This is a genomic window from Rhizobium sp. Leaf306, assembly GCF_001423425.1.
In the GTDB taxonomy this organism is placed as follows: Bacteria; Pseudomonadota; Alphaproteobacteria; order Rhizobiales; family Rhizobiaceae; genus Neorhizobium; species Neorhizobium soli.
In genome coordinates this window covers 634,857-653,483 of the sequence record NZ_LMNX01000001.1, presented here as the reverse complement: position 1 = coordinate 653,483, position 18,627 = coordinate 634,857, and the positions used below count along the sequence as shown (strand labels likewise).

Sequence of the window (18,627 nt, the reverse complement as noted above, 5' to 3'; positions counted from 1 at the left end):
AAGATTCGCAAATGCGAGAACCTATCACCATCACCTGGTGACGTTTGCGTGCGTAAGGTCTGGTCGGAGCAAGAAGCAGTACATGTCTAAGACCGAAAAAGCCGAAGAGATGTCCTTTCTCGACGGCAGTGTCGCCGAAATCGCCACCCTGCAGACCCAGTTTGATGTCATCCGGTTCCTGAAGCGAGTGACGCAGTATTATAACTGTCGCACCTTCATGGTTCTCAACCTTCCGTCGATCACGTCTCGCGAACTGTCCGAAAATACCGTCGTTACCAATTGGCCGGCGGAGCTGATGTCGCAGTTCGACAAAAGCGGTCTGATGCAGACCAGCTCCGGCCTTGCACATCTGCGCAAGTTCACGACGCCGTTCGTCTTCGATCTCTCGAGCGATCGCGGCGTGATCAATTCGAGCGACGAGGTCACGCAGATCTTTTCCGGGTTCGGCATCCAGCGCGGCGCCTGTTTCCCCGTCCATGACCGGCTCGGCAATCGCGGCGCCGTTTGCTTCGGCGGTACGGGCAAGACATTTGACCAGCAGCAGATGATGGAACTGCATTATCTCTCGGTTCACGTCTATGAACAGCTGGCGCAGATCCGCAGCCTCGACGTCAAGACCAACGATGTCCTGACCGAACGCGAAGTCGATTGCCTGAACTGGACGGCTGCGGGTAAGACCAGCGCGGAAATTGCCGAAATCCTTGGACTCTCCGAGCACACCGTAAACCATTATCTCAACCGCACGGCCCGCAAGCTCGATACCGTCAACCGCACCCAGGCGGTTGCCAAGGCGTTGCGATCCGGCATCATCAAGTAACGATGCGGGCGATCATTATTTGATCAACGCCTCTGTTTTCTACGCGGTCAATTGATCGTTCACTGGGCAAATTCCCAACGCTCTCGAGTTGCCTGTCCCTAACACCCTGTTTCGACTACGTAAACATCCGCATTACGGTCTGGCATGGTTCGTGCTTGTTTACGGGCAGGTCCAGAGGGGGCTGAAAGCGTCCCAAGAGGCGCGATAAAAACAAGCCGCTATCCGGGGCGCCGTCTGGCTGCCATCCGGGTAGCGGCTTTCTTTTTTCTGACGTGGGGCGTTTCAACGAAGCGTCTTGCTCGAGACCGGTGACACTTCCTATATAAGCCTTGGATCCGGCGCGGGCAGTTTGTGTCGAGATCGCTATCAGGAGCAGGCAATGTCCGACGTCACCAAGGAACAGGTTCTGGCGGTTCTCGCGAAGGTTCGTGGACCCGACCTCGAGGGTGATATCGTCTCTCGCGGAATGGTCTCCGATGTCTTCATTTCCGACAAGAAGGTCTATTTCTCGATTACCGTGCCGGCCGATCGCGCAACCGAACTCGAGCCGCTGCGCATGGCCGCCGAACGGACTGTCGCCGCGATGCAGGGCGTCAACGGCGCGCTGGTTACGCTGACGGCCGATCGCAGAGCTGGAACGGCACCTGCCAAGACGGCACCTCCGCCAAAGCCGCAAGAGCCTGCCGCCGGTCACGCGCATCCGCACCCCCCCGCCACACCCGGGCCGAGACAGCCCGCACCGAAAGCCGGCGTTCCGGGCGTGGGTGCCATTATCGCGGTGGCGTCCGGCAAGGGTGGCGTTGGCAAATCGACGACAGCAGTCAATCTGGCGCTGGGTTTCCAGGCCAACGGTCTCAAGGTCGGCATTCTCGATGCGGATATCTACGGCCCGTCCATCCCGCGTCTCCTCAACATCTCCGGCAAGCCGCAGCAGCTTGAAGACCGCAAGATCGCCCCGATGGAAAACTACGGGCTGAAGGCGATGTCGATCGGCTTCCTGGTCGAAGAAGGAACCGCGATGATCTGGCGCGGCCCGATGATCCAGTCGGCACTGCTGCAGATGCTGCGCGAAGTCGGCTGGGGCGAGCTCGATATTCTCGTGATCGACATGCCGCCTGGAACTGGCGACGTGCAGCTCACGCTCGCCCAGCAGGTGCCACTCGCCGGTGCCGTGATCGTCTCGACCCCGCAGGATCTCGCCCTGATCGACGCCCGCAAGGCCATCGCCATGTTCGGCAAGGTCGAGATACCAATCCTCGGCATCATCGAGAACATGAGCTACTTCCTCGCTCCCGATACGGGCACCCGCTACGACATCTTCGGCCATGGTGGCGCAAAGTCGGAAGCCGAGCGCATCGGCGTTCCCTTCCTCGGCGAAATCCCTTTGACGATGGACATCCGCGAACGCTCCGACGCGGGCACGCCGGTCGTCGTTTCCGACCCGGACAGTGCATCCGCCGCCGTTTATCGGGAGATCGCATCCAAGGCCTGGGCAGAGATTAAGGGCAAGCCGCTGCGCAATGCGCCTGCCATCGTTTTCGAATAGAACCTATTCGAGTTTGGACGGTCTCCCGGGCAGGAATACACGGTCAGTGGCGGTCAATACTCTGAAATCGCCTCTCTTTTCGTTTCGAAATTGTTAAACATCGCCGCTAGACGTCTGCGGCGAGGGTGAAAGCATGCAGTTGCAGCCCTTGCCTTGTGCAATTGCTGTCTTTATAGGCGCCTCCCGCCGGAGGGCGCTTCCTTGCTCTTCGCGGGCGGAGCGAAGTATCCGCATTTTTCCGTTGAAAGGCTGGCTCGAACGCCAGATGCCGAATGGGCCACCCAGCAGAACATAGTGCCGCCGAGAAAACCAAAGGACATGGGCTGTTCGCGCTTGCGCTCGGCTCTGTCGGTGTCGTCTATGGCGATATCGGCACGAGCCCGCTCTATGCCTTTCGCGAGGCGTTGAAGCCCGTCGCCCATGACGGCGTCACGCAGATGGAAATCATCAGCCTCATCTCTCTGATGATCTGGACGCTGACCATCATCGTCACCTTCAAATACGTTCTCTTCCTGCTGCGCGCCGATAACGATGGCGAGGGTGGCACGCTGTCGCTTCTGGCGCTCATGACCAAAGGAGCGTGCGGCCATCGGGCTGTCCTGATGCTGCTCGGGCTGATCGGCGCCGCGCTGTTTCTAGGCGATGCGATGATCACGCCGGCGCTGTCGGTCCTGTCGGCGGTGGAAGGCCTGAAATACGTATCACCGCATTTCGAAAGCGCCGTTCTGCCGATTTCGATTGCCATCCTGGTTGCGCTGTTTGCCATCCAGTCGAAGGGCACCGGCATGGTGGCGAAGTTCTTCGGACCGATCACCGCCATCTGGTTTCTCGTGATGGGCGGCATCGGCCTGGTGCACATTTTCGACGACCTCAGCATTCTGGCCGCCTTCAATCCATTGCATGCCTTCCAGTTCATGAGCGAAGAAGGCTTTGCCGGCGTCGTCGTTCTCGGCGCCGTCTTCCTGACGGTGACAGGTGCGGAAGCGCTTTATGCAGATCTCGGCCATTTCGGTCGCCGTCCCATCCAGTGGGCTTGGTTCGTCTTGGTCTTTCCGGCGCTGACGCTGAATTATCTCGGTCAGGGCGCCATGGTGCTGAGCCATCCCGAAGCGATGAGCGATCCGTTCTATTTGATGTTCCCGCAATGGGCGCTCGTTCCGGTCATCATTCTCGCCACCTGCGCCACCATCATCGCAAGCCAGGCTGTCATTACCGGCGCCTTCTCGCTGGTGCGCCAGGCGATCCATCTCGGCTATCTGCCGCGCATGCAGATCCTGTTCACCTCGGAAACCAATACCGGCCAGATCTTCCTGCCGGGCGTCAACACGCTGCTTCTGGTCGGCGTCATCGCGCTGGTTCTTGGTTTCGAGAGCTCCGATGCTCTGGCCACCGCCTACGGAATCTCGGTGACCGGCGCCATGGTGGTGACGACGCTGATGGCGTTCGAGTTCGTTCGGCTGAGATGGCGCTGGCCGCGTGTGCTGGCAACCCTTGTGCTCGCGCCGCTTCTGCTGCTCGAATTCGTTTTCCTGGGCGCCAATCTTTTGAAGATTCATGATGGCGGCTGGGTGCCGGTCATGATGGCGATCGGCTTTACCGTCGTCATGTGGACCTGGAAGCGGGGTGCTGCGATCCTGTTTGAAAAGACCCGCCGCATCGATGTGCCGCTGCAGACCTTTATCCCCATGGTGGAAAAGAAAAGCGATCATGCTCCGGTGTCCGTGCCCGGCGTCGCCATCTTCCTGACCGGTGATCCGCAGACGGCACCCGCGGCCTTGCTGCACAACATCAAGCACAATCACGTGCTGCATGCGAAGAACGTCATCCTGACCATCATCACGGTCAACAAGCCGCGCGTCTCGATCGAGGACCGCTACCGGGTCGAGAAGCTGTCGGAACGGTTCACGGTCATCGAACTGCGCTTCGGCTTCATGCAATCCCACAATGTCTCGCAGTCGCTTGCCTATCTGAGAAAGACCGGCTTCAAGTTCGATATCATGTCGACGTCGTTCTATCTCGGCCGACGCAAGCTGGTACCGGACGCAGCCTCCGGCATGCCCATGTGGCAGGACCGGTTGTTTATCGCGCTCGCCAATGCCGCAACCGATCCGTCCGACTATTTCCACCTGCCGGCCAACCGCGTCGTCGAACTGGGTTCGCACGTCATCATCTGACGGAAAGGGTGACGGAGAGGTCGCCCAAAACCCGCGTGGCATTTCGGACACGAGCCTCTGACGTTTAAGTGAAAATGCCCAAATCCCAGCGTTACAAGGGATTCTGTCTATAAGCGTTAACTGCTCATCAAGGTTAATGATTGATGTTTGACCCATCGATCAGTCATTGAGGTCCCTGGTTGACCTGCCTTGTGGAGTAGCCGGTTTTGCGTTCGAAGACCGTACAGCGTCGAAAGTCCTCTAAAGTGGCCATGCCGGCGGCTCGGACGAAGTCTCTTTTGCACCGCGCCCTGTCGCGCCGCGATATCTGGCTGGCGCCTGGCGTCCTTGGACTTGCTGCCTGGCTGGTGTTTCCAGCCGTTCCCGCACAAGGCGATCTCACCGATCTCCTCTCCGGCATCGACCGCGGCCGCGACCAGTGGCGCATGGTCATGACCAACTCGCCGGCCGGTTCTATTCATAACGCATCGCTTGCCTTTCCGGGTGGCGGTTCCGTGCTCGGCGGCGATGCCGGCATGACGCTGCCCGACGGTCGCCGCGTTGCATTCACCGGCAACGAGAAGTCAGGTGAGGACACGCCGGACGAAGACCGCGTCAACCGCGCTGAAAAGAAGAGCCGGATCGTAGCCGTCGAACAGATGCAGCCGCCGAAGGCCTTTTCGGCCGGGTCGATCCTCGAGCGTTCCAGCTCGCTGACCACGCCTGTGGATGCCAGCGATGAAATGACCGCCTTCGTCAAAGCCGAAGCCGACGACCAGCCGGTCGAGCTCGCCGAATTCTATTTCCGCAAGGACGAGGTAAAGGAGCCCGGTCTTCCTTCGATGCTCGCCGACCTCATCACCAACGAAAAGGCCGATGTGCTGGCAACCGCCTATGCACCGGCCAAGCCCGACTTCTCGCGCAAGTCGCCCTTCGATGCGATCCTGGGCGCAAAGCCAGAAACCGGCCGCTTCATTCCGCCGATCGGCCCGGAAGACCACGCCTGGGCAGCAACAGCGCTGCCGGAAGAATCGTTTTCGCCCAAGCAGCAGCAATGCTTGGCCGCCGGCATCTATTTTGAAGCGCGCGGAGAAGAAGTGCGTGGCCAGGCAGCGGTCGCACAGGTTATTCTCAACCGCGTTCGCAATCCGCACTATCCGAAAAGCATCTGCGACGTCGTCTATCAGAACGAAGACTGGCGCAACCGCTGCCAGTTCTCCTTCGCCTGCGACAACATTCCAGACCGAATCCGCGCGCCGGATCATTTCGAAACAGCGCAGGAAGTTGCGATGGCGGTGACCGCCGGCAAGATCTGGCTGCCGGAAGTCGGCTCAGCCACTCACTACCACGCCGTCTACGTTCGTCCGAACTGGGCAAAGACCATGAAAAAGGTCGGACGCATCGGTCTGCACGTGTTTTACCGTACCTATGGTGGTGGTTGGAGCTGATAAACCCGGCCGATCTGTGAATATTCCCGCGAAGGTTTTGCCATGTTGCCGGGAATTCAGCGATAACCGCTTGAAATCGAAGCGTTAATTTCCCCTGAATCAAGGCCCGGCACCGCCTTGACTATAAGTCCTCTCAAAACTATGTTGCGCGCGACTTAGAAGCGGGCCGGAAGGCGCGAAACCCCGCTGGCTGCTGTTGCGGTTGGTCCGCTCCGAACAAGGGCGGATGGGAGGACGTGAGGATGGACAACCGCGAGGACAGTCTGGAAGAACGCCGAAAGCGTCTGTCCGCACAATTGGCGGATCGGAAGGCTGGTGACGCGGTAGAGGCGAAGCGGGAAGCGCAATCTGAAGAAAGTCGAAAGGGCATGGCCCTCGGCTTCAAGATTTCCTCCGAATTCATCTCGGCTGTCGCAGTCGGCGCCATTCTGGGCTATGGACTGGATTACTATGCCGGCACGTCGCCGTGGGGGATGATCATTCTTCTCCTTCTTGGTTTCTGCGCCGGTGTTCTGAACGTGCTTCGATCCGTGGGCAAGGTGGCCGAGCCGCCGCCCTTGCGGAAAAAAGGCAGCGGGGACGGGGCAGGGCACTAACAGGCTCGGTTTCGCAACACGAATTGAGCCGCCGGCATGGCGGCATATGAAAGAGGGTAAGCGGTGGCAAACGATCCGATCCATCAGTTCCAGATCAGCAAGATCGTCCCGATCGAGATCGGCGGTATCGACCTATCCTTTACCAATGCATCGCTGTTCATGACTGCTACGGTCGCCTGCGCAGCCGGCTTCCTGTATTTCGCATCGTCCGCCCGCAGTCTGATCCCGGGCCGCGCGCAGTCGGTCGCCGAAATGTCCTACCAGTTCATTGCCAACATGCTGCGCGAAGGCGCCGGCAGCCATGGCATGAAGTTCTTCCCGCTGGTCTTCTCGCTGTTCATGTTCGTGCTTACGGCAAACCTGCTCGGCATGTTCCCTTACTTCTTTACCGTCACCAGCCAGATCATCGTCACCTTCGCACTGGCTCTGCTGGTGGTTGGCACGGTCATCGTCTACGGCTTCTACAAGCATGGCCTCGGCTTCCTTCAGCTGTTCGTGCCAAGCGGTGTACCCGGCGCGCTTCTGCCGCTGGTCGTCGTCATCGAAGTCATCTCCTTCCTGTCCCGGCCGATTTCGCTCTCCGTTCGTCTTTTCGCGAACATGCTGGCCGGCCACATCACGCTGAAAGTGTTCGCGGGCTTTGTCAGCTCGCTTGGAGCACTCGGCGCACTCGGCATCGGCGGCGCTATCCTGCCGCTCGCCATGACGGTCGCCCTGACCGGTCTCGAATTCCTCGTTGCCTTCCTCCAGGCCTATGTCTTCGCGGTACTCACATGCATGTACCTGAACGACGCGGTCCATCCCGGCGGGCACTAAGAATAACTACCAAATTGGCGTCCTGAGGCGTCAGTCATCAGCCGCAAACCCATTCAAGGAGTTCATCATGGAAGCGGAAGCAGCAAAGTTCATCGGCGCAGGTCTGGCTTGCTTTGGCATGGCCGGCACGGCCCTCGGCCTCGGCAACATCTTCGGCAGCTACCTGTCGGGCGCCCTGCGCAACCCGTCTGCCGCTGACAGCCAGTTCGGCCGTCTGGTATTCGGTTTCGCCGTTACGGAAGCTCTGGGCATCTTTTCGCTGCTCGTAGCTCTCCTTCTCCTGTTCGTGGTCTAATACCAGACCTGGACTTCGGATCACGGTCGTTTCAAAGCGCACCGTGATCCTTCGCATTTGGAATTCACCCGGAGGTGATGATGTTCGTGACTTCGGCATATGCGCAGACCGCGCCGGCCGCTCCTGAAACGCCTGCAGCACCGGGCGCCGCACCGGCGGCCGAACCGCATGCTGCTCCGGCTGGCGAAGTGCATACCGAAACCGGTGTCGCCCACGACACTGAGCACAGTGGCGCGTTTCCGCCGCTCGACTCATCCCATTTCGCGTCGCAGCTTCTCTGGCTCGTCATCACGTTCGGTCTCTTCTACCTTCTCATGAAGAATGTGATCGTTCCGCGCGTTGGCGGAATCATCGAGGATCGTCACGATCGTATCGCCAAGGATCTCGAGGAAGCCGGCCGCGCCAAGGCGGAAGCCGATGCTGCCGTCGAGACCTATGAAAAGGAACTGGCCGCCGCCCGCGCCAAGTCGCACGGCATTGCCGAAGCGGCCCGCGAAGCCGCCAAGACCAAGGCCGCTGCCGACCGTAGCGCCATCGAAGCCGAACTGGCCGCAAAGCTCAGTGCAGCAGAAACCCGCATCGGCGAGATCAAGGACAAGGCTTTTGCTGAAGTCGGCCAGATCGCCGAAGAGACCGCATCCGCCATCGTCGATCTCATGATCGGCGGCAAGGCAAGCGGCGATGACATCAAGGCTGCCGTCGCGGCCGCCAAGACGGGGGCCTGATCGCATGGCATTCGACGCAACATTTTTCGCACTCGTTGGTCTCGTCATTTTCCTCGGCATCCTGATCTACATCAAGGTGCCGGGCATGATGGCAAAGTCGCTCGACGAACGCGCCGCCAACATCCGCAGCGAACTCGACGAAGCCAAGAAGCTTCGCGAAGAAGCCCAGGCGCTGCTGGCTGAATACCAGAAGAAGCGCAAGCAGGCCGAAGCCGACGCTGCCAGCATCGTCGCCTCCGCCGAGCGCGAAGCCGCTGCCCTGACGGAAGAAGCCCGCCAGAAGACGGAAGAATTCGTCGCCCGCCGCAATGCGGTCTCCGAGCAGAAGATCAAGCAGGCGGAAGCCGATGCCGTGAGCGCCGTTCGCGCCGCCGCCGTCGACCTCGCCATCGCTGCCGCCGAAAGCGTCATCGCCCGCAAGGCCGATGCAGCAACGCAGGAAGCCCTGTTCAGAGACGCCGTCGGTACGGTTCAAACGCGCCTGAACTAAGCTTCAGATACATGAATTAAGAAAAGGCCGGGCGAAAGCTCGGCCTTTTGCGTTATGGGGTGAGGGTAATGTCCGAGGCCTGGAGATCGGCGAGATCGTCTTCCGGCAGCGGATCTTTCCGCATCGGACGAAAGCTCATCCGGTGGAGCGGGCAGGGGCCGTGGCTCGTAATGCCGTCGCGGTGCTGCTTGGTGGCGTATCCGACATGCTTGGCAAAGCCATAGGCCGGAAAAACGGTGCATGCGCGACCCATCATCCGGTCGCGGGTGACTTTCGCCACGATCGAGGCCGCGGCGATGGAGACAGAGCGGCTATCGCCCTTGATCACGGCCTTGCCGGGGCAGGCGAGCCCAGGCGGCATGTCGCGGCCATCGGTGAGGAGATAGGCCGGCTTGATATTCAGTCCGATCACCGCACGCCGCATGGCGTCGAGACTGGCGCGCAGGATGTTGCGCTCGTCGATGAGGCGCGGACCAGACGATGCAATCGACACATGCGCCGTCGCCATGATCATCGCAAACAGCGCTTCCCGCTGCTTCAGGCTGAGCTTCTTGGAATCGTCGAGACCGGGTGGAATGTTGTCGGGATCGAGAATCACGGCGGCTGCCACAACCGGACCCGCCAAGGGACCGCGGCCTGCTTCGTCGGTGCCAGCCACCGGCCAATGTCCGGCATCCCGCGCCATCAGCTCCAGGCTGAAATCTGGAACGAATGGCGTCTCTTCAAACAATGTCAGAGAATCGGGCGGCGTGCGAAGCAACATGGCGGCAGTTTCGCACGCCCGCCCGACCTCCGGCAACCCCCGGACAACGAGTGCGGCGTCGTTGCCCACCATCGGGGGCGCCCTTTCGGGATGATGGTGGGAACCGGGGGTCTTTCGGCAGGTGATATGCGGGAACCGTGCCGAAATTCGAAATTAATCGACCTGAATGAAAGTCGCTGTAACTCTCGCGACGTCATCAGGCCGTTTCGCAGGGACGACGGATGCCCCTGCAGGCCAAACTCAAAGCAGCGAAAGCTGAATGCCCGCGCCATTCGGACGAACAAACAAATCGTCCCTGAGCGGCACGCCCCGACGCGTCATGCCGAGCCGCTTCGTTGCCATCTCGAAGCGTCGCCCGATCTGCCAGGCGTAAGGACCGGTGCCCTTCATCCGCTTGCCGAACTCCGCGTCATAATCCTTGCCGTCCCGCATCGAGCGAACGAGCGACATCACATGCCGGTAGCGGTTCGGGTAATGCTGCAGCAGCCAGTCGCGGAACAGCGGCGCCACTTCCAGCGGCAGACGTAAGAGCACGTAACTCGCCTCCGTTGCGCCGGCAGCGTGCCCCGCTTCCAGGAGCCGCTCGATCTCGTGGTCGTTCAGCGCCGGAATGATCGGCGAGGTGAACACAGCTGTCGGTATGCCAGCGTCCGAGAGCGCTTTGATCGCCTCGAGCCGTTTGGCGGGCGTCGACGCGCGCGGCTCCATGCTGCGGGCAAGCTTGCGGTCGAGGGTGGTTAGCGATATCGCGACCTTGGCGAGGCCCTTCGACGCCATGTCGGAAAGAATGTCGATGTCGCGGGTGACCAGCGACGATTTGGTGACGATTGTTACGGGATGGTTGGCCTTCTGCAGGACTTCAAGGATCTGGCGCATGACGCGCCATTCCCGTTCAATCGGCTGGTAGGGATCGGTGTTGGTGCCGATCGCAATCGCCCGGACCTTGTAATCGGCCCTGCTCAGTTCGCGCTCCAGAAGTTTCGGCACGTCGGGTTTGGCAAACAGCTTCGATTCAAAGTCCAGCCCCGGCGAAAGCCCCATGAAACTGTGGCTCGGCCGCGCGAAACAGTAGATGCAGCCATGCTCGCAGCCGCGGTACGGGTTGATCGAGCGGTCGAAGGGAATGTCGGGTGAATCGTTGCGGGTAATCGCCGTGCGCGGCTTTTCCACCTGCACCTCGGTCCTGAACGGTTCTAGTTCCTCGATCGTCTGCCAGCCGTCGTCGAAAGCCTCGCGACGCTCCGTCTCGAAACGTCCTGAAGGGTTCAGTCCGGCGCCACGACCGCGCCGGCGATCCCCCCCGATCCGGAGGCCGGAGGTCTTCACCAATGCATCGGCAATATCAGCCGTATGAGCAGGCGCGAATGCGTCCTGCCGCAAATGGGACAGCTCGTTCATGGGGCACTCCTGACGGGAAAAATTCCCGTTCTCGAATGACAAGATTCCTATCGCGACATTGAGAACAATGCAAGAACAAACTCGCAAAGGTTTTGTGGCAATCCGTTGTGCAATGCGCTAGACATTGAAAATGCTGACTGTTTTGTTGGAATGCCGGGATCAGGAAGCCGAGCTCGCGCAGACGTTGTCCGTCCTTGTTTCCGCCGCGGTGGAGGGGCTGGTCAGCGATGTCGTGGTGCTCGATCACAACTCGCGCGACGGGTCCTCCCGTGTCGCGGATGCCGCCGGCTGCCGTTTCCACAGCTCCTGGGATATCGTCGATATCCTGCACAAGGCGCGCGCCGAATGGCTGCTTCTGCTGGAGCCCGGAGCGCGTCTCCAGGCCGGCTGGATCGACGAGGTGATGGAATATCTGGCGCTCAACCGTCAGCCCGTGCGGTTCTCGCCTTCGCGAACCTACCGCAAGCCGTTCCTTACAAGGATCGTCCGTTCAGTCCCGCCGCTCGAGCAGGGGCTGATCCTGCCCAAGCGCGAGGCCGTCGCTCTCGCAAAGCCCGGCATGGGTCTTGAGGGTATAGCCAAGGCTGTAAAGACCGCCGCAAAGCCGTCGAGACTGGCGAGCGAAATGATCCCCGCCTGGGTCGCAGCGTCCGCGCGGTAGATCAGGCCGTTACTTGTCCGAACCGCGCCGCAGGTGCTCGTCCAGCCGCGGCATAATCTCGATGAAGTTGCAGGGCATGTGGCGGTAGTCCAGCTGCGCTTTCAATATGCCGTCCCACGCATCCTTGCAGGCACCGGGAGAGCCGGGCAGCACGAAGATGAAGGTTGCATTGGCAACGCCGCCGGTTGCCCGCGACTGGATCGTCGAGGTGCCGATCTTGTCGTAGGAAATCCGGTGAAACACCTCGGAAAACCCGTCCATCTTCTTGTCGAACAGCGGCTCCAGCGCTTCCGGCGTCACGTCGCGGCCGGTAAAGCCGGTTCCCCCGGTGGTGATGACCACGTCGATCTCAGGGTCGAGGGTCCATTCGCGCACCTGGCCGGCGATCCGCTCCTTGTCGTCGGGCACGATGGCGCGTGCCCCAAGCCTGTGACCGGCCTCCGCGATACGGGCAACCAGCGTATCGCCGGATTTGTCGTCCACCATAGTCCGGGTATCCGACACGGTCAGTACCGCGATCGAAATAGGAATGAACTCGCGCGTTTCGGCGATCTTGCTCATGGCTTTGCTCCGACGGTTTCGACCGCTTCGAAATACCAGCCCGGCTTCAGGGAGGTCAGCGCCTGCGCGGCGGCTTCCGCGTCTGTCTTCGAAGGGAACATACCGAAACAGGTTGCTCCGGATCCGGACATGCGCACCAGCTCGGCACCTTGCGCTGCGATCATCGCGGAGAGTTCCTCGATCTCAGGGATGAGCGCGCGAGCCGGCGGCTCCAGGTCGTTGCGAAGCGTTTTCAGGTAAGGCAGCCAGCCGCCTGCGTCGGTCGGCGTCGGCGGCAGGGCCTCGTTTTCCTTGTCCACCAGTAGCTTGAAAATCTCAGGCGTCGAGACGCTGATCAGCGGGTTGGCGAGCACGAGGGAAAGGGACGGCATGATCGGCAGCGGTTCAAGCCTTTCGCCGATCCCCTCGGCCAGAACGGCAGCCCCCGTCAGGCACATGGGCACGTCGGCCCCCAGCGAAAGGCCAAGCGCCAAAAGGGCTGCTTCCGGTATCTCCGCATTCCACAGCCGGAACAGGCCGCGAAGCGTGGCCGCCGCATCGGCCGATCCCCCTCCGATCCCGGCCGCGATCGGTAGTTTCTTCTCGAGGTGAATCGAAACGGGAGGCGCCGGAAAGCCGTTGGAAACCAGCTGCTGGCGAAAGAGATCGCGCGCCTTGATCACGAGATTGCCAGCTTGGCCCGCCTCGTCATTTGAAAGCTCGGACGCAAAGCGGCCGGAAACGGAAAACTCATCCGATTCCGAGAGCGTGAAGGTCAGCTCGTCACCCAGATCGGCGAAGGTGACGACGCTTTCCAGCAGGTGAAACCCGTCATAGCGAAGCCCCACGACATGCAGGCCAAGATTGATCTTCGCAGGCGCAAGTTCTGTCAGGGCCACGTCTGTGGCGTCTTGCGTATCGGATATGGTCATGCTGGAAAGCCCGCTTTATCAGGATTTCTTGTCGGGAGTGGCAGGTGCCGGCGGGGCAGGCGGCACTGGTGCTGCCTGGCCGCGATCGGCCGTCGTCGCGTTCGGATCGAGCGGCGGCAGGCCGTTGGCGATCTTTTCCTTGACCATTTCCTTGTTGACGTCCTCGCCTTCGGAAATCAGCGTCCGGTTCCACTGGTAGACCGCTTCCAGCTTGCGGCCGACACGCCAGTAGGCATCGCCCAGGTGGTCGTTGATCGTCGCATCGCCGGCGCGCAGTTGCACTGCGCGTTCCAGTTCGGTCACGGCTTCATCGAACTTGCCGAGGCGGAAATAGGCCCAACCCAGCGAATCGACGATATAGCCATCGTCCGGCCGCGCATCGACTGCCTTGCGGATCATGTCGAGGCCTTCGGCAAGGTTGAGGTTGAGGTCGACAAGCGAATAGCCGAGGTAGTTCAGCACCTGCGGCTGCTCGGGATTGAGCTCCAGCGCCCGCCGGAAGTTCGGCTCGGCCTTGTCGAACTGCTTCAGCCGCTCATAGGAAATGCCGCGCTGGAAGAACACGGTCCAGTCGCCAGGCTTCGGCACGGAGCCGATCATTTCGACAGCCTTGTCGTAATTGGCGGCCATCGCCTTGTAGTCCTTGGCTTCGGAAAGCACGCTGCCATAGGCGATATAGCTGCGGATATCGGCCGGATCCGAATCGATCAGCGCCTTCAGATGGCTCTTTGCTTCGTCGACCTTGCCGGTATCGGAAAGGGTGATGCCCAGCTGCAGTTCGGAAATCCGGCGCATCGGGCTGTCGGCCGGCACCTTTGCATAAAGCTCGATGGCGCGTTGCGGCTGTTCCATCTTCTCGGCAATGCCGCCGAGCAGGATTAGCGTGTCGGCGCTCTTCGGGTCCATTGCATGGGAGATCTGCAGGTAGAGACCGACCATATCCTCGGCGCCCTGGCGGTTCAGCGCGCCGCCGATCGAAAACAGCACGCCGGCCGCGCCTTCGGCAGCGTTGGTGATCTGCTGCTCGGGCTTCTCGCCCTTTTCAATGCTCTGGCGAAGCGCCTTCAGTGGCGCATAGTTGCTGATCATCTGGTCGCCGACCGAAATCGCGTCGAGCGCCTTCTGCTTGTTGCCGGCAGCGGCTTCAAGACGGGCAAGCGCCATGATGGCGCGCATGAACGTATCGGGCGCTGTCGCAACCGCTTCCTGGTTGGTAATGGCGGTGGTCAGATATTTGCGTGCACTGGCCGTGTCGCCGGAAACCAGCGCCATGGCGCCAAGATGATAGTCCGTAAACACCTTGAACCAGTCGGGCCCCTTGAGGCCGGCAATAGTCGAGATCGCCTGACGGCCGCGGCCTGCGCCGACATCCGCCCACGCCATCATCATCTGGTGGGTCAGCCGGTCAAGATCGTTCGGGCCGGTATAGGCAAGCGTCTTCTTGGCGGCATCGAAGCGCTTGTCGCGGATCGCGTCCAGTCCCCGCACGATGCGGGTGATGCGCTCGACCCCGGCATCGTCCTTCAGCCTCTCCGCTTCGCTCAAGCCGCCTTCGAAATCGCCGCTCAGAAACAGCGAAATCATCAGGCGTTCGCGGATTTCAAGGTTGGCCGCATCAAAGGACAGCGCCTTGCGATAGAGCGCAATCGCGTTCGCGTAATCATGGTCGACATCGGCGGTGCGGGCAGCGAGGAACGCGCCCGAAAACGACTGCGCGTCGCTGGCATCAAATTTCACGCTCTCCGCGGCGGCCGGCTTCGCCTCTGGCGTCGCCGCTTGCGCTGCACCGGCGAGCATGAGAACGGCTGCGAGCGCTGCGCTGGAAAGCAGACGGAGGCTGTATTTCTGCCGCATAAAAAGAATGCCTTTCGTGGTGGGCCTTGAGCAGGCGACGCTTTGACGGTGGCAAATCGCCACCATCCCGCGCCAATTGAGTCATGACAGAATGGCTTTTTTGAAGCATGTCCGCAAGGAATTCTCCGGCATCGCAGAGAGCGGATGCCGGGCAGGAACGGTCACACCTTCGTCAACGCGACGGAGGGAGCGTCAGTTCACGCGCTGGATGGAGAAGTCGATCACCTCGAGCATCGCGGATTTGAGCGGCGATGCCGGCAGCGGCGCCAGCGCATCGCGGGCAATCGTGCCGTAATGCAGGGCCCGACCGATCGTGTCGTTCAGCGCGTCGTATTTCTTGATCAGGCCCAGCGCCTTTTCAAGATTTTCCTCGCTGCTTTCGCCCTGTTCGATCGCCGTCTTCCAGAATGCCCGCTCCGTTTCGGTGCCACGCCGGTAGGCAAGGATGACCGGAAGCGTGATCTTTCCCTCGCGGAAATCGTCGCCGACATTCTTGCCGAGATCGGCAGCGGTGCCGCCGTAATCGAGCGCGTCATCGACCAGCTGGAAGGCGTAGCCGAGGTTCATGCCATAGGACCGCATCGCGGAACGCCCGGCCTTGTCGGCATTGGCGATGATCGGGCCGACTTCCGCCGCCGCCGCAAACAAAGCCGCCGTCTTGGCGCGAATGACGGAGAGATAGTCGTCCTCGGTGGTTTCCATGTTCTTGGCGACGGAAAGCTGAAGCACTTCGCCTTCCGCAATCACGGAAGCCGCGGTTGCCAGAACGTCCAGCGCTTCAAGCGAACCAACTTCGACCATCATCTTGAAGGACTGGCCGAGCAGAAAGTCGCCGACGAGAACACTGGCCTGGTTGCCCCAGATCATCCGTGCGGTGGATTTGCCGCGGCGCAGATCGCTTTCGTCCACCACATCGTCATGCAGCAGCGTTGCCGTGTGCATGAATTCGACGCTGGTCGCGAGCTTCACATGGCCTTCGCCCTTGTAGCCGAACAGCACCGCAGAAGCGAGCGTCAGCATAGGCCGAAGCCGCTTGCCGCCCGACGAGATCAGGTGGTTGGCAACTTCCGGGATCATTTGCACGTCGGAGCCTGCCTTCGACAGGATCAGCTGGTTGACCCGCTCCATGTCTCCTCTCGTGAGGTCCACCAGGGGCTTCACGGAAGCAGATTTGTTTTTGCCTTCTTCAAGCGGTATTACGACGCCCAACGACCGGACTCCTAAATTAAGTTCCGGCTTGGACAATAGAAAGCGTGGCAGGATGCGGCAAGTGACAATTCGCTGACCTGCCGTTTTTGAGGGGGATTTTTGCCGCATGCGGGAACTCATTCGCGCCAACGACCCGGTGCTTCTCTCGGTTGCGAGCAGCCTGATGAAGGATGCCGGCATTCATTTCATGGTTGCGGACCAGTCCATGAGCGTGCTCGAAGGCTCGCTCGGCATGCTGTCGAAACGCTTCCTTGTCGAGGAGGAGAGGGGAGACGAAGCCCGCCGCATCCTGATCGATGCCGGCCTGGAGGCGGAGCTTCGCCCGTGACCACGTCCGCCGGCATCCCGCAGGATCTTTCGTCGGACTTCACCATCGATGCGTTTCACCGCGGCCGCTTCCATCTGGTGCAGCCGAAGGGCGGCGGCCACCGGTCCGGCGTGGATGCGATGCTGCTCGCCTCGCTTGTGGCGGACGAACGGTCCATTTCGGTTGCCGATCTCGGATCCGGCGCCGGTGCCGCAGGACTAGCGGTCGCGAGCCGGCTCGAAAACGCCCGCATCGTTCTGGTCGAGAAATTGCCGTTGATGGCGGAGTATGCGCGGCGAACGCTGGCTTTGCCGGAAAATGCTTTCCTGTCTGACCGTATCACGGTTCTCGGCGCCGATGTGACGCTCATGGGCAAGGCCCGGGTCGACGCGGGATTGCACGACGGCGTGCACGACCATGTGATCATGAACCCGCCCTTCAACCACGCCGACGACCGCATAACGCCGGATGCCTTGAAAGCCGAAGCGCATGCAATGACCGCTGGCCTGTTCGAAAACTGGCTGCGCACGGCCGCCGCCATCATGAAACCCGGCGGGCAATTGTCGCTGATCGCCCGTCCGGATTCCATCGTCGATATCATCGAGGCCTGCGGCAAGCGCTTCGGCGGGCTTGAAATAACCCCGGTCCACCCCCGCCCGGGCGAGGATGCGACCCGCATTCTGGTAACCGGCGTCAAGGGATCGAGAGCGCGGCTGGTGTTCCGCGCGCCGCTGATCGTGCATGGAGCGGATGGCAATTCCTTCATGTCGCAGGCGGATGATTTGAACAACGGTCGCACCGCCTATCACCGAAGACGGCGATAAACCCCGTTTTTAGAGGCTCAGCCATTGTGTTCGCCCTTCGAGAACATACATCCAGGCTTCCGATATATGCTTGAACAGGATGGATGATGAGCTTCTTGAATCGCCTGCTGCCAAAACGTTTCCGCAAGACCGGTTTGTCGATCCCGGTGGTCCGACTGCATGGCACGATCATGGCGGGCGGCAGCCAGTTCAAGCAGACGCTCAACATCGCAACCGTGGCGCCGATGCTGGAAAAGGCCTTCGCAAAGAAGGATGCGCCGGTCGTTGCCATCTCCATCAATTCGCCGGGCGGCTCGCCTGTCCAGTCGCGCCTGATCTACCAACGCATCCGGGCTCTCGCCGAGGAAAAGGACAAGAAGGTTCTGATCTTCGTGGAAGATGTGGCAGCGTCCGGCGGCTACATGATTGCCCTTGCCGGCGACGAAATCTTTGCCGATCCGACCTCGATCGTCGGCTCGATCGGCGTCGTGTCTGGTGGTTTCGGCTTCCCGGAAATGCTGAAGAAGATCGGCGTCGAACGCCGCGTCTATACGGCCGGCGAGAACAAGGTGATTCTCGATCCTTTCCAGCCTGAAAAGGAAGGCGACATCGAGTACCTGAAGACGCTGCAGCTCGAGATCCACCAGGTCTTCATCGACATGGTGAAATCGCGCCGCGGGTCACGGCTCGGCGAAGATAGCACGATTTTCTCCGGGCTCTTCTGGACTGGCACCCGTGGCCTCGAACTTGGCCTCATCGATGGGCTGGGCGAGATGCGCGATGTGATCAAGCGCCGTTTCGGCAAGGATGCCAAGCTTGAGCTGATCGGCGGCACGCGGACCCTGTTCGGTCGCCGGGTGCCGGGCGTTGCGCTAGGATCCGCCAATCTGGGGGAAATTGCCTCAGGCGCCACGGCAGGTCTTGCCGAAGGCCTGGAAGAACGGGCAATGTGGAGCCGCTTCGGGCTCTGATATGCCCGCCTTATAAGGTTTCGACGGGAAATGGCTCAGCTCATACTTCTGGCCCTGCTGATCGGCGGCGGATGGATGCTCTACAAGCGCTTCATCAAGGACGCGGAACGGCTCACGGCGCGCACGCGCCGCGAGGAAGAGCAGCAACGCACCGGCGCCATGGGAACGCTGGAAAAGGATCCGGTGACGGGCGAATACCGGGTCAAGCGCGACGACGACGTCTGATCAGGCTGTTGCCGGCGGATAGTCGCTGTCGATACGGTTTGAAGACATAGACTTTGATATCGCGCTCATGGCCGCGTC

The 18,627-nt window shown here is 60.8% G+C and carries 20 protein-coding genes; 14 read left to right on the top strand and 6 right to left on the bottom strand.

Annotated features, from left to right (window positions below; genetic code table 11):
- The first annotated feature begins 82 nt into the window (after window positions 1-82).
- The 9 genes from ASG19_RS03120 (at window position 83) to ASG19_RS03080 (ending at window position 8,886) form a co-directional block, all read left to right on the top strand.
- Window positions 83-817 carry a LuxR family transcriptional regulator gene (locus tag ASG19_RS03120; RefSeq protein WP_062453693.1) on the top strand — a complete coding sequence of 245 codons (735 nt, stop codon included), beginning with the start codon at window positions 83-85 and terminating at the stop codon, window positions 815-817.
- Between the two features lie 379 nt (window positions 818-1,196).
- Window positions 1,197-2,363 (top strand): Mrp/NBP35 family ATP-binding protein, encoded by a 1,167-nt coding sequence (locus ASG19_RS03115; protein ID WP_062453692.1) that lies wholly within the window; start codon window positions 1,197-1,199, stop codon window positions 2,361-2,363.
- A 272-nt stretch (window positions 2,364-2,635) separates the two neighbouring features.
- Entirely contained in the window at window positions 2,636-4,537 is a 1,902-nt protein-coding gene (locus ASG19_RS03110) for a potassium transporter Kup (protein WP_062453691.1), read from the top strand.
- Between the two features lie 251 nt (window positions 4,538-4,788).
- Window positions 4,789-5,964 (top strand): cell wall hydrolase, encoded by a 1,176-nt coding sequence (locus ASG19_RS03105; RefSeq protein ID WP_062453690.1) that lies wholly within the window; start codon window positions 4,789-4,791, stop codon window positions 5,962-5,964.
- Between the two features lie 242 nt (window positions 5,965-6,206).
- Window positions 6,207-6,560: an AtpZ/AtpI family protein gene (locus tag ASG19_RS03100; protein WP_062453689.1), complete on the top strand. Its 354-nt coding sequence runs from the start codon at window positions 6,207-6,209 to the stop codon at window positions 6,558-6,560.
- Between the two features lie 63 nt (window positions 6,561-6,623).
- On the top strand, window positions 6,624-7,376 hold the full coding sequence (locus ASG19_RS03095) for a F0F1 ATP synthase subunit A (RefSeq protein WP_062453688.1): 753 nt from the start codon (window positions 6,624-6,626) through the stop codon (window positions 7,374-7,376).
- Window positions 7,377-7,443: 67 nt separating this feature from the next.
- The gene (locus ASG19_RS03090) at window positions 7,444-7,671 is read left to right on the top strand and encodes a F0F1 ATP synthase subunit C (protein ID WP_037087706.1); all 228 of its coding nucleotides are present in this window, start codon (window positions 7,444-7,446) and stop codon (window positions 7,669-7,671) included.
- A 77-nt stretch (window positions 7,672-7,748) separates the two neighbouring features.
- A complete protein-coding gene (locus tag ASG19_RS03085; RefSeq protein ID WP_062453687.1) occupies window positions 7,749-8,396 on the top strand; it encodes a F0F1 ATP synthase subunit B in 648 nt (215 codons plus the stop codon).
- Between the two features lie 4 nt (window positions 8,397-8,400).
- The gene (locus tag ASG19_RS03080) at window positions 8,401-8,886 is read left to right on the top strand and encodes a F0F1 ATP synthase subunit B (RefSeq protein ID WP_062453686.1); all 486 of its coding nucleotides are present in this window, start codon (window positions 8,401-8,403) and stop codon (window positions 8,884-8,886) included.
- 52 nt (window positions 8,887-8,938) lie between these two features.
- Here the strand turns inward: ASG19_RS03080 and ASG19_RS03075 are convergent, their stop codons facing one another.
- Window positions 8,939-9,649: a ribonuclease HII gene (locus ASG19_RS03075; RefSeq protein ID WP_062454840.1), complete on the bottom strand. Its 711-nt coding sequence runs from the start codon at window positions 9,647-9,649 to the stop codon at window positions 8,939-8,941.
- Window positions 9,650-9,889: 240 nt separating this feature from the next.
- Window positions 9,890-11,047, bottom strand: coding sequence for a PA0069 family radical SAM protein (locus ASG19_RS03070; RefSeq protein ID WP_062453685.1), 1,158 nt, complete (start codon window positions 11,045-11,047; stop codon window positions 9,890-9,892).
- A gap of 130 nt (window positions 11,048-11,177) precedes the next feature.
- Between ASG19_RS03070 and ASG19_RS03065 the strand changes: the two genes are divergently transcribed.
- Entirely contained in the window at window positions 11,178-11,708 is a 531-nt protein-coding gene (locus ASG19_RS03065) for a hypothetical protein (protein ID WP_062453684.1), read from the top strand.
- Window positions 11,709-11,717: 9 nt separating this feature from the next.
- Here ASG19_RS03065 and moaB read toward each other — a convergent pair whose 3' ends face one another.
- From moaB to ASG19_RS03045, 4 genes are all read right to left on the bottom strand, one after another.
- On the bottom strand, window positions 11,718-12,269 hold the full coding sequence (gene moaB / locus ASG19_RS03060; RefSeq protein ID WP_062453683.1) for a molybdenum cofactor biosynthesis protein B: 552 nt from the start codon (window positions 12,267-12,269) through the stop codon (window positions 11,718-11,720).
- Complete coding sequence (locus ASG19_RS03055; RefSeq protein WP_062453682.1) at window positions 12,266-13,180, bottom strand: 4-(cytidine 5'-diphospho)-2-C-methyl-D-erythritol kinase; 915 nt, start codon at window positions 13,178-13,180, stop codon at window positions 12,266-12,268. Before ASG19_RS03055 ends, moaB begins: the two co-directional genes overlap by 4 nt.
- A gap of 18 nt (window positions 13,181-13,198) precedes the next feature.
- Window positions 13,199-15,034: a tetratricopeptide repeat protein gene (locus tag ASG19_RS03050; RefSeq protein WP_062453681.1), complete on the bottom strand. Its 1,836-nt coding sequence runs from the start codon at window positions 15,032-15,034 to the stop codon at window positions 13,199-13,201.
- Window positions 15,035-15,226: 192 nt separating this feature from the next.
- The gene (locus tag ASG19_RS03045) at window positions 15,227-16,243 is read right to left on the bottom strand and encodes a polyprenyl synthetase family protein (protein ID WP_062453680.1); all 1,017 of its coding nucleotides are present in this window, start codon (window positions 16,241-16,243) and stop codon (window positions 15,227-15,229) included.
- Between the two features lie 106 nt (window positions 16,244-16,349).
- On the opposite strand from ASG19_RS03045, the gene ASG19_RS03040 reads away from it, so the two are divergent.
- From ASG19_RS03040 to ASG19_RS03025, 4 genes are all read left to right on the top strand, one after another.
- Window positions 16,350-16,571, top strand: coding sequence for a DUF2007 domain-containing protein (locus ASG19_RS03040; RefSeq protein ID WP_062453679.1), 222 nt, complete (start codon window positions 16,350-16,352; stop codon window positions 16,569-16,571).
- 14 nt (window positions 16,572-16,585) lie between these two features.
- Window positions 16,586-17,374: a methyltransferase gene (locus ASG19_RS03035; protein ID WP_062454838.1), complete on the top strand. Its 789-nt coding sequence runs from the start codon at window positions 16,586-16,588 to the stop codon at window positions 17,372-17,374.
- A gap of 83 nt (window positions 17,375-17,457) precedes the next feature.
- Window positions 17,458-18,324 (top strand): S49 family peptidase, encoded by an 867-nt coding sequence (locus ASG19_RS03030; RefSeq protein WP_062453678.1) that lies wholly within the window; start codon window positions 17,458-17,460, stop codon window positions 18,322-18,324.
- Window positions 18,325-18,354: 30 nt separating this feature from the next.
- Window positions 18,355-18,549, top strand: a complete 195-nt coding sequence (locus ASG19_RS03025) for a hypothetical protein (RefSeq protein WP_062453677.1) — start codon at window positions 18,355-18,357, stop codon at window positions 18,547-18,549.
- Window positions 18,550-18,627 lie beyond the last annotated feature (78 nt).

Excerpts from the sequence above, each read along its gene's own strand:
- ASG19_RS03050 (WP_062453681.1), bottom strand. The coding sequence starts at position 15,034 with ATGCGGCAGAAATACAGCCTCCGTCTGCTTTCCAGCGCAGCGCTCGCA.
- ASG19_RS03025 (WP_062453677.1), top strand. The coding sequence starts at position 18,355 with ATGGCTCAGCTCATACTTCTGGCCCTGCTGATCGGCGGCGGATGGATG.
- ASG19_RS03055 (WP_062453682.1), bottom strand. The coding sequence starts at position 13,180 with ATGACCATATCCGATACGCAAGACGCCACAGACGTGGCCCTGACAGAA.
- ASG19_RS03120 (WP_062453693.1), top strand. The coding sequence starts at position 83 with ATGTCTAAGACCGAAAAAGCCGAAGAGATGTCCTTTCTCGACGGCAGT.
- ASG19_RS03105 (WP_062453690.1), top strand. The coding sequence starts at position 4,789 with ATGCCGGCGGCTCGGACGAAGTCTCTTTTGCACCGCGCCCTGTCGCGC.
- ASG19_RS03085 (WP_062453687.1), top strand. The coding sequence starts at position 7,749 with ATGATGTTCGTGACTTCGGCATATGCGCAGACCGCGCCGGCCGCTCCT.
- ASG19_RS03040 (WP_062453679.1), top strand. The coding sequence starts at position 16,350 with ATGCGGGAACTCATTCGCGCCAACGACCCGGTGCTTCTCTCGGTTGCG.
- ASG19_RS03080 (WP_062453686.1), top strand. The coding sequence starts at position 8,401 with ATGGCATTCGACGCAACATTTTTCGCACTCGTTGGTCTCGTCATTTTC.
- ASG19_RS03030 (WP_062453678.1), top strand. The coding sequence starts at position 17,458 with ATGATGAGCTTCTTGAATCGCCTGCTGCCAAAACGTTTCCGCAAGACC.
- ASG19_RS03075 (WP_062454840.1), bottom strand. The coding sequence starts at position 9,649 with ATGTTGCTTCGCACGCCGCCCGATTCTCTGACATTGTTTGAAGAGACG.
- ASG19_RS03100 (WP_062453689.1), top strand. The coding sequence starts at position 6,207 with ATGGACAACCGCGAGGACAGTCTGGAAGAACGCCGAAAGCGTCTGTCC.
- moaB (WP_062453683.1), bottom strand. The coding sequence starts at position 12,269 with ATGAGCAAGATCGCCGAAACGCGCGAGTTCATTCCTATTTCGATCGCG.
- ASG19_RS03115 (WP_062453692.1), top strand. The coding sequence starts at position 1,197 with ATGTCCGACGTCACCAAGGAACAGGTTCTGGCGGTTCTCGCGAAGGTT.
- ASG19_RS03090 (WP_037087706.1), top strand. The coding sequence starts at position 7,444 with ATGGAAGCGGAAGCAGCAAAGTTCATCGGCGCAGGTCTGGCTTGCTTT.
- ASG19_RS03070 (WP_062453685.1), bottom strand. The coding sequence starts at position 11,047 with ATGAACGAGCTGTCCCATTTGCGGCAGGACGCATTCGCGCCTGCTCAT.
- ASG19_RS03110 (WP_062453691.1), top strand. The coding sequence starts at position 2,636 with ATGGGCCACCCAGCAGAACATAGTGCCGCCGAGAAAACCAAAGGACAT.
- ASG19_RS03065 (WP_062453684.1), top strand. The coding sequence starts at position 11,178 with ATGCTGACTGTTTTGTTGGAATGCCGGGATCAGGAAGCCGAGCTCGCG.